This is a genomic window from Segatella sp., assembly GCF_977051555.1.
The window spans coordinates 1-13,140 of the sequence record NZ_CDRSSE010000001.1; the positions used below are offsets into that span (position 1 = coordinate 1).

Below are 13,140 nucleotides of genomic sequence, written 5' to 3' on the forward strand. Positions count from 1 at the left end.
TCACCCTCGTGGAAAAAGGTGAATACTATGACGCAAACTTCATCAGGCAAGACCCAAGGGTCGTTAAGCATAATTAACGTTAAAAAATACGCTCAAAGCTTGCTCAATTAGAGTAAAACAGGGCGTGAGGGGGATGGCAGGAGGCGTGAGGAGAATGGCAGGGGGTGTGAGTGAATGGCAGGGGGTGTGAGAGAATGGCAGGAGGCGTGAAGGGGAATTGCAGGAGGTGTGAGGGGGAATTGCTTTTAATCTGTTAAAAACATCACACGTATGTATAATAAATATTAAATTAAAGTGAGCGCTATAACGCTCGCTTTTTATTTGGTTATTTGAATGTTTTTTATTACCTTTGCACGAAATTTTTAATTATGAAAAAAATGAGGCATATCACAAGCAATCACCTCGACTTTATGAAGGAGAGATGTTTCGGAAGCTTAGGAGAATTCCTAAGCAAGCTGTCGTATGCTATAACAACAAACAATCGGTCGAGATGCCAGGCATCTGCGACCAAGTATCAACTTAATACTATATCAACAACCAGAAAGTAAACACGCAACCTACCCGCCCCCACACCTTACGATAGTAGGCGCTCGGCAGCCTCCAGCGGCTTACGCTAAAAACGTTAGCGCAAACACACGACCTCTGCTAAAATGAGGAGGAAACAATTAATAATCAACATAAAAACAATAAAGGAAGATGAAATTATTTTTCTATAGAAAATTTATTCGCTTTGTAATAAAGCATTTCACCATCGTTATCAACAATACAATCCAGATGAATGGTGGACAGTACATCGAACACATGAACAACTATCAGGGAAAGGAGGATGAGAGATGTCTGGACAAAGAATGATCATCATGAACGCTGGTAGCTCTTACTTCGAGCATGTGGAGAACTATTATGGCAGCAATGCCTGTGAGCAACACTCATGCAGAAATGCGGAGATGCCCGATGAGCTGAAAACGGAAAAGGCGCAGAAGATCATGCATAACCTGATGGACATCGGTGTAGTAACCGAAGATTTCATGCCTTCAGGAATATCTACATCCGAAGCTGCCGTCCTTGCCAATCAGATAGGTATAGAGTTGAAAATCAAGAATATATGGAGTGTATTCGGCAATTATTGGGGTCCTAATCCGAACTCGATGAGAACCGCTTGCAACCGAGGAATGGAACAGAAGAAAACGACTGCCTTCCTCGAAAAAGTGATGCCTGCTATCAGAGGTTAAACTGACTGGTAGTACTAGTACGCGTACATAGTACGTACTAGGTAAATGTCAGGATTTCCCCTTACCTTTGCCCCCGGAATTCAGAACCAATGCGGTCTGAGTTTCGGGGGCTTTTGTGTATCTGCACATCAACCGTGGTGGGAGCCCCCAATCTTCTAAATTATTTAAAATGATGGAAGTGAAAGCGTATGAGTTCAGTCCTCCTCCTTACGGACGGCTGAAAGTGGTGAAAACGGAAGAGGGGATTACCCCACAAACCAATCTTTTATTAACGAAATAATATGACAGAAACACAACATGTAATTGCACTGAACCCTTATCGCAAGGGCAATAAGGGGAAGGTGTTTTCCAACAGTATGGCGGTGTATGACAAGGTGATTGCATCGCCGGAAATCAGGAAGATGATTCAGCAGATCAGGGGCGAACTGCCTATCCCGAAGGTGAATGCCAACGATGCTCAGGCGGTGAAGAAGGCGCAGGACAGGCTGAAGAGCGAACTGCCTTTCTTCTGTCCCCACTACGGCATTTTCAAGAACAATGTGCGCAGGCAGGAGAATGCCCAGCCCGAGAGCTTCATGTTCCAGACTATCATCGACGTGGACGACAGGGAGTATGTAGACAAGGCCATCGAGAAGGCGAGGGAGCTGAACTGCTCTAGCGGCATCTGGAACGGCTCGCTGCTGCACCTCTGCTACAGTGCCCGCAAGAAGCTGCACATCGGTATCAGACTGCCGGTGGGAATGACCATCGAGGAGACGCAGAAGGCGTATTGCGAGGCGCTGGGGGTGCCCTATGACGAAAGCTGCATCACGCCCGAAAGAATGATTTATCTCACCGATAAGGACTCGGAAATCTACAGGTCGAAGATGTGGTGCGCCGTGCTGCCGGAGAAGGAGATTCTGATGCGAAGGCAGGCGTTTTTGGACCGCGGACTGATCGTGGACGGAAGAGCTGGGAAAGTTAATAGTTTACAGTTTACAGTTAATAGGGCTGATGCTGATAATAGTTTACAGTTAAAAGTTAATAGCAATGACAAGAATAATGAAAATAATAGACTATCGGGCTCTGACGGCCATCCTGCTGTTTCTGCTGGCTCTGCTGTTCAGCCTGCCCAATCTGGTAATAGCCATGGTGCTGATGCTCCTCATATCGGGCATTCTGGAGGCAATCAAGATGCTGGCGGACTGGGAGCCAGGGAGAAGAACCTGATTGCGTTCGACCTCTTTACACAGGCTGCCGGACTCGGGGGTATGGAGATTGATACCGTGGGGTCGAGACACTCCTCGCTGCTGGCTATCATGAGCGCCGGTGCTTCGAGGGTGATGGAGGAAGAGGAACTGATGAAGGTGGTGAAGGTGAAAATGCCGAGCTACTATCAGGAGAACGACTGCCACCAACTGATTCACGATTTCTATGCGAAATATGCTGACAGTTCGAAGCCGATGTCGAGGGAAGTGATGAGGGTGAACGCACAGGCGGAGAAACAGGCGAAGCAGATAGTTAACAGTTTACAGTTAACAGTTAATAGGGGTAATCAACAAGTTAATAGTTTACAGTTAACAGTTAATAGGGCTGATGCTAATCATAAAGTTCAAAGTTCAAACCTCAAAGTTCAAAGTACCGACGAGGATTATCCTGACCCGCCTGAGATGCCGAAGAAGTTGCCGAAGCTGGTGGCGCTGCTGATATCGAAGACACCGGAACTTTACAAGCCGGCTGTGGCGCACGCTATCTTCCCGCCACTTGCCACGCATCTCTGGAAAACGAGGTTCCGGTATATTGACAACGTGGAGCACGAGGCGAGACTGATGATGCTGCTGCTTGCGGGTACCGGAGCGGGTAAGAGCAGCGTGAACAGGCCCATCGATTTCATTATGGAGGATATCAGGAAGAGAGATGCTGAAAACCTGAAACGCGAGAAGGCGTGGAAGGATGAGATGCAGCGCAAGGGTGCCAACAAGGACAAGCGCAAGCGACCTGAAAACCTGATTATACAGGAGATTGATGCGGATATGACGAACCCGGCTTTCGTGATGAGAACGGCTGAAGCGCAGGAACATTTCCTCTATACTTCGCTCAATGAGCTCGACCAGTTTGATGCCCTCAAGGGTACCGGAAGCCAGCAGTTCCGCATCATGTGTCTCGCCGCAGACCCAGGTAACAAATACGGACAAACTCGCGTAGGAACGATGAGTGTCACGGAGCGTGTTACCATCCGTTTCAACTGGAATGCATCTACCACCATCCAGAAGGGTCAGCGTTACTTCTCGAAGGTTCTGACCGACGGACCTATCAGCCGTATCAACTTCTGCACCATCCCCGAAAGGGAAATCGGCGAAGATATGCCTGTTTACGGAACTTATGATGATGCGTACCGTGAGGCGCTACGGCCCTACATCGAAAATCTGAACAAAGTAACGGGACTGATTGAGTGTAAGGAGGCGTTTCAGCTTGCCATCAGGCTGAAGGATGAGAATGCTGAGTTTGCCCGGTTGTCGCAGGACAGGACGTTTGAGAATCTCTCGTTCCGTGCCAACGTCATCGCTTATCTGAAGGCGTGTGTGCTGTATGTAGCCAATGGTTGCAAGTGGGAGCCGGAGATTGACGAGTTTATCCGCTGGAGCGAGCAGTATGACCTGTATTGCAAGATGCGGTTCTTCGGCGACATGATTGCGAAGGAGAACAATTATGCGGAGAAGAGTTCGAAACGCGGACCTCAGAATCTTTTACAGCTCTTACCCGATGTGTTTACGGCTCAGCAGTTGCTTGCCATCCGGGTGGAGCATGGACTGGATGCGAAGGGTACCCGGATGATGATCAGGCAGTGGCTGCACCGGAATTATATAGAGCGAGCGTCGCAGCAGGACGGCAAGCGTGACAGTTGTGACAGTTGTGACAGTTTTCAGAAGCTTAAGTACCGCCACGACGGTATGGTTATTGAACATTAAATTATTTTGACTTATGCAGATAGTTATAAAACGTATAGCGAAGAAGAATACCTACACGATAGGTCGCCTTTACATCCTGAAGGATGAGGAGGTGAAGAAGCGCACGATTGAGGGCGTGAACAAGTACAGGAAGTTGAAGACGGTATGCGAGGTACCGCCGGAGAAGTTGAATGCCGACTCATATTTCTGTGATACGCTGGAGCCGTGCTGGCGCAACATTCTAGGTGTGGAGCTGAGTCCTGCCGAGGAGAATGTGCGGTTGGGGCGTGTTTCGGGCAAGAAGGCGCAGAAGATGAAGGGCAAGACGGCGATACCTGAGGGTACTTATCCGGTGGTGGTCAGCAAGTCGCCGAGGTTTAAGATGTGGTTGCCGCTGCTGTTGGGTGTCCCCGATTTTGAGGGCATCCGCATCCATGCCGGCAATTATCCCGATGATACGCAAGGCTGCATCCTGGTGGGTGAGAACCGTGTAAAAGGCATGGTTGTCAACTCCCGCATCTGGCTCCATCGCCTCATCAATGCCATTACCGCAGCGAGGGACAGGGAGGAGAGCATTTGGATAACCATATTATAATGTTGAATGTTGAGTGTTGAATGTTGAATTTTTAGTGTTGAATTAATAGTGATTATTTTTTAGTGATTAATTTTTAATACATTTTTTATCATGGAAAAAAATTATAAAACAAAAAAAGAAGAGATGAAGAATGAAAAGACAGCGGGTAATGCTGTCGTGTTTGAAAACCCTGAATTCGGTAAGATTCGCACCTTGACCGATGAAAACGGAGACCCTTTGTTCTGCGCGAAAGATGTCTGTGATGTGCTGGGATATAAAAGAGCAAGATGCGCTGTAGCTCAGTTAGTTAACCCACTTGACGCTGTGAAACACAGCGTCAAGGTATCGGGAAGCCTGCGTAAGGATGGAACCCCATCAGAACGACTCCAGCAGATGTTCTTCGTCAACGAGAGCGGATTCTATGCTTTGGTGCTCGGGTCCAAGCTTCCTACGGCGGTGAAGTTTAAGAACTGGGTTACTTCCGAGGTGCTGCCGCAGATTCGCAAGACGGGCGGTTATATTCCGCTACAGCAGGGCGAGAGTGATGAGGAGACGATTCGACATGCCGAAGAGATTCTCCGAGCTACACTCAAGGAGAAGGAGAATCTGCTGAAGAACCAGCAACTGCAGATTGATCAGCAGAAGAAGCTTATCGGAGAACAGGATACGGAGATTCGTAGGCTGAACGGTGTGGTAGATGAGCAGGTGGTTTGCATCGCCAAGAACGGTGAGAACATCATCCAGTTGGAGAATCAGGTAGATCATCTTCTGCCGAAAGCGCTCTACACCGACAATGTTCTCAACTCTGTTTCCTGCTATACCACCACGCAGATTGCGAAGGAGCTGGGTATCACGGCGCAAGAGTTGAACCGCCAGCTCTGTGCCCTCCATATCCAGTACTACCAGAGCGGCCAGTATCTGCTCTATGCCGATTATGCCCACATGGGACTGGCGAAGAGCCGCACCCGCTACTCTACCCTCGCCGACCCTCACTGCGATGGCGCACAGGAGAAGCTGGGCACCGCCTATACCCACCCCTACCTCGTATGGACCGAAAGAGGAAGGAAGTTTATACATTTAAAAGTAAAAAAGGGCCTTTAAAGGTAAAAAAGTAAAAGGGTAAAAAGGTAAAAAGGCCGGGGGACCAGCGATGGAATCGCTGGGAACGGGGGTAGGAAGGGGGAAAGCCTCTTCCTGCCCCTTTGCGTCCCCGTTCCCAGCGATTCCATCGCTGGTCCCCTAAAAAAAGGGGAGAAAAATTTGGTAGTTAGTGAATAAAGCCGTAACTTTGCACGCTCTTAAGCAGAATAAAGGAAATAGATTAGTAATTAAAAGCAAATATGAATAATCATACGACATCAATAACGACAAACAGAAAACATCACTACCGGGAACTGCTGGCTATCGGCATTCCTATCATCATAGGACAGCTGGGTACCATTATCCTGGGATTTGCTGATACGCTGATGATAGGACATCACAGTACACCCGAACTGGCGGCTGCCGGACTGGTGAACAATATCTTCGGTCTCGTTTTCGTATCCTATATGGGATTCACCTACGGACTCACTCCTATCATCGGACGGCTCTACGGCGAGGAACGGACCGACTGCATCGGACAGAAAGTGCGCAATGCCTTCTGTGCCAATATGTTGACGGGAATCATCTTCACCCTCGCCCTCATCGTGCTCTACCTGAATCTGGGGCGCATCGGACAGCCTGAAGAGCTGCTCTCGCTCATCCGTCCTTACTTTCTGGTAAACCTCGCCTCGGTGCTCTTCATGGGCATCTTCTTCACGATGAAGCAATTTCTTGACGGACTAGGACAGACCAAGGTGGCGATGTGGGCGATGATTGGCGGCAACGTGATCAATATTCTGGGCAACTGGGTGCTGATTTACGGTGTGGCGGGCTTCCCGGAGCTGGGTTTGCTGGGAGCCGGTATTTCAACGCTGGTGAGCCGTATTCTGATGGCGCTGGCGATGGTGGGCATACTGATGCTGGGCAAGAATTTCGGGGAATACAGGCGCGATATTCTGCACAGTTCCTTGACCAAGGCTGATTTCAGGGAGATGAACCGGTTGGGCTGGCCTGTGGCTCTGCAGCTGGGCATGGAGTCGGCTGCCTTCACGCTGAGTTGTGTGATGGTGGGCTGGCTGGGAACCATTCCGCTGGCGGCTCATCAGGTGATGATTACCCTCTCGCAGCTTTTCTATCTCGTACTTTCGGGCATGGCGGCAGCGCTGGCTATCCGCGTGAGCCATTTTATGGGTCAGAAGGACTACGGGGCAGTTCGCCGCAATGCCTACGACGGGTTCCGTCTGAACCTGCTGTTCTCGCTGTGTATGGGTTTGCCGGTGTTCCTGCTTCGCCATCAGATAGGTGGCTGGTTTAACGATAATGTGGAGGTGCAGGCGTATGTGGCTACGCTGATTATCCTGATGATGGTATATCAGTTTGGCGACGGACTGCAGTATACCTTTGCCAATGCGCTGCGCGGCATCGCCTGTGTAAAGCCGATGGTGCTCTATGCCTTCATCGCCTATTTCGTCATCTCCTTGCCGTTGGGCTACACCCTAGGTTTCCCTTGCGGCTTGGGCATCCTGGGTATCTGGATCGCCTTCCCGTTCGGTCTGACCATAGCGGGAGAAATGTATCGAAGAAGATTTGAGAAGGAACTGAAGAAGATTGAGGAATAAAAAAAGAGGGTGTTTCATACTCTATTTCTAGAAATATGAACACCCTTTAACAAATATAGTATTATTATTCTTACTCAGCAGTCTGCTCAGCACGATCATCTACATTCTCACCCTCTGTAGGAGCGAGAGTAGCCTTGAAATCGGTGATGCCGTACTTAGCGAGAATGTTGTACCACTGGAGGAGCTTCTTGATATCGCTATCGTGAACACGGTCGCGATCGTAGTTAGGAAGAACCTCAGCGAAATAAGCGTGGAGCTCAGCAACAGGCGCCTTCTTGTAGTTGAAAGTGCTAGGCTTGCCCTCTTCCTTCTTGCTTACGTTGTCGAGTACTTCCCAAAGTGGCACCTCATCAGCGTCTGTATACATAGCGATATCACCCAGGCTTGTTACGCGGTCGGTAGCGAAAGCTGGGATACGCTTGTGAGTCTCATCGAGAGTTTCTACGATGAGGTTTCTGTTACCTCTTGATACCAATTTATAAAGGCCTGGCTTGCCTGCAATTGAAAGGATTGTTTCCATTGTCTTTTCTGTTATTCTTTATTATTAATTATATTCAATAATCGCCTTACCTGTGCTTCGATATCCTGCACGCCATCGTTCACGATTTCGAAATCGGAGCGGGCTGCAAGTTCTTCCTGCGGCATGACGGCATCTATCCACTGCTGCGCCTTCTCTGCCGGGATATGGTCGCGCTGCATGATGCGCTGGATGCGGACCGGGACGGGAGCCGTTACGCAGACCACGAAATCGAGGTGGATGCGGCGATGGAAACCGCTATCGAAGAGGATGGCACACTCCATCCACTCGTAGCTGCTCTGCTCGAAATCGCGCGCCACAGCCGGATGAACCACATCGTTGACAGCCTGCTTGTTAGTCTCGCTGGCAAGCAGAAACTGAGCCAGCACAGGCTTCTGTAAAACACCCTCTGCGCTGTAAACCAGTTCGCCCACCAGCTTCTTCAAGCCAGCCTGCAAACGGGCATCGGTACGCATGAGCCGCTTAGCCTCAGCATCGCAGTCGTAAACCCTGACGCCCAGTTTCTCCAATATCCGGCACACATAGCTCTTTCCGCTACCTATACCGCCCGTTATAGCTATCTTCATCATAGTATCTATCACTATAAACTGTAAACTATCAACTGTAAACTATCATTGCTGTTCCAGCAGATAATCTACCGTTTCCAGTTCGAGATGCGCCTTGCTCACCGAGCGCGGCACGCTGCGCAACTGGAGAGGGCACTTATCAGAAGGGTTGTTAGCCAGATCGTTATAATCTACTACCACCTTAAACTGGCTCGGCTTGATGGTTCTGAAGAGGCTGGCTCCGATGGTGAATCTTACCGAAACCTTAGACGGGAAGGTACGGAGCACCATGTTATCAGGCATATTGATAGCCGTAACAGGCACATCGACCGACTCCTCGGTAAGCACATCAGGATATACCGCCAGGCGCACCATCTGAGGCACAATCTTCATGCCACGTATCTTCTTGATCGACACGCTGCGATGAATGGTATCCTGCAGATTGCGCATGTTGAACGGCTCGATTTCTACCGATTTTAACTCATCGAGCTGCTTCTTGTTGGCATAAACCGTAACCGTAGACGGCAGAAATTCGGTATGCGCCAGATAATAGCTCTTGCTGGTTGTAATCTTGCCTCTGAACACCACAGGCACTCGCTTGGAAGAGCCGTAGGTGAAGAAGAAATCGTATTTTGCCGGCTTGATGGAGAGCAGTTTGGTAGAGCCATAGAGCTGGGATGCCACCTGTTTCTGCACATCGGCCATCGGAATCTGTCCTGTTCCCGTTTCCTCATCGGCATAATTGGCAAAACGGAATGTGAGCGGATGAATCTTGCCTCCGTAGGCATAGGTAACGAGGGTGAATCCCTTATCGCGCACCGTAATATGCACGGTATCAGGGAGTTCGCCGGTTATCACCGCATTGCGGGGCACGCCGGTTAACTGCACAGGAATATTGAATTCTCTCTCGGTAGTCTCATTGAGCGTCATCATCAGCCAGAAGATGCCGCTGAGAGCGAGAAAGAACAAAAAAATCAGAAACTCCTTATTCAGACCACTGAACAGGAAGTTTCTGACAGCTTTCAATATGTTCGTGATACTATGCATTAGGTGTCTGACTAGCTGCATCAGCAAACACGTAGCCCTTAGCTACAGTGATTACCACGCCACGAGCTATCTCAACATCAACAGTGTTAGCCTCGAGGTCAACACGCTTAACAGTGCCGTAAACACCGCCACCTGTAACAACCTTAGTACCCTCTGCCAAAGCATTCTGGAACTTGCGGATTTCCTTCTGCTTCTTCTGCTGAGGACGGATCATAAAGAACCACATGATAGCGAAGATAGCTACCATCATAATGAGAAAACTCATGCTGCTACCACCACCGGCAGCCTGTGCACCTAATAGTAAATTTGTCATGTCGTTAAAGTATTATCTATTATTATTTTATTTCCTATATATATAATAATGTGTGACCTCCGAAAAAGAGGCCTCCATTATTTACTCACCCCTGCCCGGAGCGCGATGAAAGCGCGGACGACGAGAGTCTGGGCGCTGAGCTGCAGGGCGATGGTTGTCAGCATGCTGGTTGTCGGCATGTTCGCCGTGCTGTGGATGCTGGTGCTGTTTGCGCTCTGGCAACTCCTTCTGGATGAGGTTGCGGTTGATGAGCTCGCGGCAGATGCTGTCGAGCATACCGTTAACATAACCGCCGCTGCGAGGAGTACTGTATGCCTTGGCAAGTTCTACATACTCGTTGATAGAGACGGTAGCCGGGATGCCAGGGAAGTTCACAATCTCAGCGATGGCAATCTGCATGATAATCACATCCATATAGGCAAGACGTGAGAAATCCCAGTTGCGCAAAGCCTCGCTCATATAGCGCTGGTAGGTATCGCAGTTGAGGATGGTAGCACGGAAGAGCTTGCGTGCAAACTCTCTGTCTTCAGCATCCTTATATTCTGGCAGCAATTCCTGCTTGGCCTTAGCTTCCGGGTCGAAACGCTTGATAGTCTTCAATACGAAAGTATCTATGATATCCTTGTCATCGTTCCAGTAGAGGCTCTTCTCCTCGAGGAATGCATCAAGATCTTCATTATTCTGAATGAACTGCTTGTAGATGCGGCGCCATACCTCGCGGTCGCGGCTGTACTCGTCGAGATCGGCGAGTTCCTCATCAATAGCACCGCTGACATAATCAGCATAGAGATCGCTAGACGTAATCGCAGTATACAGTTTGCGCACCATTTCGATATCCTCATCCCAGTTGGAATGCTTAACATCTATCCATTCGAGCAGCATCTTGTTCTCTTCGAGCTGCAGAGCGAACTTATTGAATGCAAAACGTGGTGAAGGTTCCTGCTCACCCTCTCTCTTGGCACGAGCTACATCTACATCGTAGCGCTTGCGTGCCTCCTGGGTGATGGCAACGATGAGCTGCAACATGTAGTTGTACAAATCGTATGACTTGGAGAGACTAAACATCAGCTCCTTCTCAGCGTTCTCCATGTTATGATCGCTGTTTTGATAGTATGCGTAGGTTAACTGCACAATCTTACGTCTTATCAAATCCCTATTAATCATTCTCTAATGTTTTTAAAAGATTCATTTATTAAATTACCTAATACGCTTGCAAAAATACACATTAAATAGGTAATAGACAAGAAAACGGGCAAAAATTTCAGTTTATTTAAGCAAAAAATTGTATTTTCAATATTTTTTCTGCATGTAGAACATGTTTTTCTGTAAAAAGTTTGCTCATTCCAAATAATTTTCGTAATTTTGCACCCGCTTTAAGCAAAGCTAATCCGTGTGATGGCGAGTTAAGGCACATTTTTTATTAATAACTTAATTTAGAGTAACACAAAATGAAAGAGATTAATGTAACAGGTCAGAAGCGTACAGACCTTGGCAAGAAAGCTTCTAAGACATTGCGTAAGGAAGGTTTGATTCCATGTAACCTTTATGGTGAGAAGAAGGGCGAGAACGGTGCTCCTGAGGCTTTGTCATTCGCAGTTCCATTCGCTGAGTTGCGTAAAATCATCTACACTCCTCATGTATACGTTATCAACCTCATCATCGACGGTGAGAACCATACTGCTATCATGAAGGAGATCCAGTTCCACCCAACAACAGACGCTCCTCTGCACGTTGACTTCTACGAGGTTAACGACCAGAAGCCTATCACTATCGGTATTCCAGTTAAGTTGACAGGTCTTGCACAGGGTGTACGTGATGGTGGTCGTATGAACCTCTCTATCCGTAAGATCAACGTTACAGCTCCTTACCAGGTTATTCCTGAGCACCTCGATATCGACGTTACTGAGTTGAAGATCGGTAAGAGCATCAAGGTAGGTGACCTCTCATTCGAGGGTCTCGAGTTGGCTACAAGCAAGGCTGTCGTAGTTTGCTCTATCAAGATGACACGTAACGCTCAGCTCGCAGCTCAGGCTGCTGATGATGCAGAGGCTTAATCTCGCTGAGTCATCTAGAGATTTTACGAACCTGAGTAAAGCATTATCAAACATTGGATAAATATTTGATTTGTGGGCTTGGTAACCCTGGCGATGAATACGCCGGCACCAGGCACAACACAGGATTTATGGTATTGGACGCTTTTGCTAAAGCGTCCAATATTCATTTTGAGGATAAGCGATATGGCTTCGTAGCCGAGACTACGCTCAAGGGAAGAAAGATTTTCCTGCTCAAACCTACCACATTCATGAACCTCAGCGGTAATGCGGTAAGATATTGGCTGAATCAGGAAAAGATTGACCAGAGCCGACTGCTCGTTATCAGCGATGAGCTAGCCCTGCCTCTGGGTGCTTTCCGACTGAAGGCGAACGGCAGCAACGGCGGTCATAACGGATTGGGACATATCCAGCAGCTTATCGGTCAGAACTATGCCCGCCTGCGCATGGGCATCGGCAACGATTATCCACGTGGCGGCCAGATAGACTGGGTGCTGGGCAAATATACTGAGGAAGACATGAAGCAGCTGCAGCTAGCCATCGACCTGGGTGTAGAGATTATCAAGAGCTTCGTATTGGCTGGTATCGACATCACCATGAACCAATACAATAAGCTAGGAAAGAAGTAATTATAGTGATCAATTATTAGTGATTAATCTCCATAAGCATTAGAAATCATGAAAGAATCAGCAAGAATAGACAAGTGGCTCTGGGCTGCCCGCATTTACAAGACCCGCAGCATTGCTGCCGATGCCTGTAAGAATGGCCGCGTCATGGTAGGAGGCGTAACGAGAAAGCCTTCCTTCATCATCAAGCGTGGCGATGTGGTGAGCGTAAAGAAAGCCCCTATCACCTACTCTTTCGAGGTTCTCGACTGCATAGAGCAGCGCGTAGGCGCCAAGATGCTGTATGGTGTCTATAAAAACGTAACCGACCCTAAGCAATACGAGCTCCTGGAGATGAGCCGCATCAGCGGATTCGTAGACAGGGCCCGAGGCACTGGTCGCCCAACCAAGAAGGAACGCCGAGCCCTGGACGCCTTCGTAGATCCCGCCATGTTTGGATTTGACGAAGAAGACTGGGACGAAGATGAAGAATAAAATAAAACTCCCCCTACACTTCAAAGAGTATAGGGGGAGTTTTATTGTGTAGTCATAATTATTTTCCATTCTTTCTTACTTTGCAAAGATACAACATTTTAAGATACGATGCAAGAA

14 protein-coding genes are annotated in these 13,140 nt (G+C 48.4%); 9 read left to right on the plus strand and 5 right to left on the minus strand.

Annotation, left to right across the window (positions count from 1 at the left end):
- Positions 1 to 696 precede the first annotated feature (696 nt).
- From ACWJAO_RS00005 to ACWJAO_RS00030, 6 genes are all read left to right on the plus strand, one after another.
- Positions 697 to 852, plus strand: a complete 156-nt coding sequence (locus tag ACWJAO_RS00005) for a hypothetical protein (RefSeq protein WP_153073965.1) — start codon at positions 697 to 699, stop codon at positions 850 to 852.
- Positions 834 to 1,229: a hypothetical protein gene (locus ACWJAO_RS00010; protein WP_449138818.1), complete on the plus strand. Its 396-nt coding sequence runs from the start codon at positions 834 to 836 to the stop codon at positions 1,227 to 1,229. Before ACWJAO_RS00005 ends, ACWJAO_RS00010 begins: the two co-directional genes overlap by 19 nt.
- A gap of 281 nt (positions 1,230 to 1,510) precedes the next feature.
- Complete coding sequence (locus ACWJAO_RS00015) at positions 1,511 to 4,177, plus strand: hypothetical protein (protein WP_449138819.1); 2,667 nt, start codon at positions 1,511 to 1,513, stop codon at positions 4,175 to 4,177.
- Between the two features lie 13 nt (positions 4,178 to 4,190).
- Complete coding sequence (locus tag ACWJAO_RS00020) at positions 4,191 to 4,751, plus strand: DUF5675 family protein (RefSeq protein ID WP_449138820.1); 561 nt, start codon at positions 4,191 to 4,193, stop codon at positions 4,749 to 4,751.
- A gap of 123 nt (positions 4,752 to 4,874) precedes the next feature.
- Positions 4,875 to 5,831: a phage antirepressor gene (locus ACWJAO_RS00025; RefSeq protein ID WP_449138821.1), complete on the plus strand. Its 957-nt coding sequence runs from the start codon at positions 4,875 to 4,877 to the stop codon at positions 5,829 to 5,831.
- A gap of 239 nt (positions 5,832 to 6,070) precedes the next feature.
- On the plus strand, positions 6,071 to 7,429 hold the full coding sequence (locus ACWJAO_RS00030) for an MATE family efflux transporter (RefSeq protein ID WP_449138822.1): 1,359 nt from the start codon (positions 6,071 to 6,073) through the stop codon (positions 7,427 to 7,429).
- A 70-nt stretch (positions 7,430 to 7,499) separates the two neighbouring features.
- Here the strand turns inward: ACWJAO_RS00030 and ACWJAO_RS00035 are convergent, their stop codons facing one another.
- The 5 genes from ACWJAO_RS00035 to nusB form a co-directional block, all read right to left on the minus strand.
- Positions 7,500 to 7,949: a DUF5606 family protein gene (locus tag ACWJAO_RS00035; protein ID WP_449138823.1), complete on the minus strand. Its 450-nt coding sequence runs from the start codon at positions 7,947 to 7,949 to the stop codon at positions 7,500 to 7,502.
- Positions 7,950 to 7,960: 11 nt separating this feature from the next.
- Positions 7,961 to 8,533: a dephospho-CoA kinase gene (gene coaE, locus ACWJAO_RS00040; RefSeq protein ID WP_449138892.1), complete on the minus strand. Its 573-nt coding sequence runs from the start codon at positions 8,531 to 8,533 to the stop codon at positions 7,961 to 7,963.
- A gap of 45 nt (positions 8,534 to 8,578) precedes the next feature.
- Entirely contained in the window at positions 8,579 to 9,559 is a 981-nt protein-coding gene (locus ACWJAO_RS00045; protein ID WP_449138824.1) for a CdaR family protein, read from the minus strand.
- Positions 9,552 to 9,872 (minus strand): preprotein translocase subunit YajC, encoded by a 321-nt coding sequence (yajC, locus tag ACWJAO_RS00050; RefSeq protein ID WP_449138825.1) that lies wholly within the window; start codon positions 9,870 to 9,872, stop codon positions 9,552 to 9,554. The genes ACWJAO_RS00045 and yajC overlap by 8 nt, the downstream gene beginning before the upstream one ends.
- An 81-nt stretch (positions 9,873 to 9,953) precedes the next feature.
- The gene (nusB, locus tag ACWJAO_RS00055; RefSeq protein WP_449138826.1) at positions 9,954 to 11,036 is read right to left on the minus strand and encodes a transcription antitermination factor NusB; all 1,083 of its coding nucleotides are present in this window, start codon (positions 11,034 to 11,036) and stop codon (positions 9,954 to 9,956) included.
- A 284-nt stretch (positions 11,037 to 11,320) separates the two neighbouring features.
- Here nusB and ACWJAO_RS00060 point away from each other — a divergent pair, with 284 nt between their 5' ends.
- Genes ACWJAO_RS00060 through ACWJAO_RS00070 form a run of 3 tightly spaced genes read left to right on the plus strand, consistent with a single transcriptional unit; the run spans position 11,321 to position 13,023 of the window.
- Complete coding sequence (locus tag ACWJAO_RS00060) at positions 11,321 to 11,926, plus strand: 50S ribosomal protein L25/general stress protein Ctc (protein ID WP_287819298.1); 606 nt, start codon at positions 11,321 to 11,323, stop codon at positions 11,924 to 11,926.
- A gap of 53 nt (positions 11,927 to 11,979) precedes the next feature.
- Positions 11,980 to 12,552 carry an aminoacyl-tRNA hydrolase gene (gene pth, locus ACWJAO_RS00065; protein WP_449138827.1) on the plus strand — a complete coding sequence of 191 codons (573 nt, stop codon included), beginning with the start codon at positions 11,980 to 11,982 and terminating at the stop codon, positions 12,550 to 12,552.
- Between the two features lie 48 nt (positions 12,553 to 12,600).
- Complete coding sequence (locus tag ACWJAO_RS00070) at positions 12,601 to 13,023, plus strand: RNA-binding S4 domain-containing protein (RefSeq protein WP_022121567.1); 423 nt, start codon at positions 12,601 to 12,603, stop codon at positions 13,021 to 13,023.
- Positions 13,024 to 13,140 lie beyond the last annotated feature (117 nt).

Bases quoted from the DNA above. Each gene is read 5' to 3' on its own strand.
- ACWJAO_RS00005 (WP_153073965.1), top strand. From the start codon at position 697: ATGAAATTATTTTTCTATAGAAAATTTATTCGCTTTGTAATAAAGCAT.
- ACWJAO_RS00010 (WP_449138818.1), top strand. From the start codon at position 834: ATGTCTGGACAAAGAATGATCATCATGAACGCTGGTAGCTCTTACTTC.
- ACWJAO_RS00015 (WP_449138819.1), top strand. From the start codon at position 1,511: ATGACAGAAACACAACATGTAATTGCACTGAACCCTTATCGCAAGGGC.
- ACWJAO_RS00020 (WP_449138820.1), top strand. From the start codon at position 4,191: ATGCAGATAGTTATAAAACGTATAGCGAAGAAGAATACCTACACGATA.
- ACWJAO_RS00025 (WP_449138821.1), top strand. From the start codon at position 4,875: ATGAAGAATGAAAAGACAGCGGGTAATGCTGTCGTGTTTGAAAACCCT.
- ACWJAO_RS00030 (WP_449138822.1), top strand. From the start codon at position 6,071: ATGAATAATCATACGACATCAATAACGACAAACAGAAAACATCACTAC.
- ACWJAO_RS00035 (WP_449138823.1), bottom strand. From the start codon at position 7,949: ATGGAAACAATCCTTTCAATTGCAGGCAAGCCAGGCCTTTATAAATTG.
- coaE (WP_449138892.1), bottom strand. From the start codon at position 8,533: ATGAAGATAGCTATAACGGGCGGTATAGGTAGCGGAAAGAGCTATGTG.
- ACWJAO_RS00045 (WP_449138824.1), bottom strand. From the start codon at position 9,559: ATGCATAGTATCACGAACATATTGAAAGCTGTCAGAAACTTCCTGTTC.
- yajC (WP_449138825.1), bottom strand. From the start codon at position 9,872: ATGACAAATTTACTATTAGGTGCACAGGCTGCCGGTGGTGGTAGCAGC.
- nusB (WP_449138826.1), bottom strand. From the start codon at position 11,036: ATGATTAATAGGGATTTGATAAGACGTAAGATTGTGCAGTTAACCTAC.
- ACWJAO_RS00060 (WP_287819298.1), top strand. From the start codon at position 11,321: ATGAAAGAGATTAATGTAACAGGTCAGAAGCGTACAGACCTTGGCAAG.
- ACWJAO_RS00070 (WP_022121567.1), top strand. From the start codon at position 12,601: ATGAAAGAATCAGCAAGAATAGACAAGTGGCTCTGGGCTGCCCGCATT.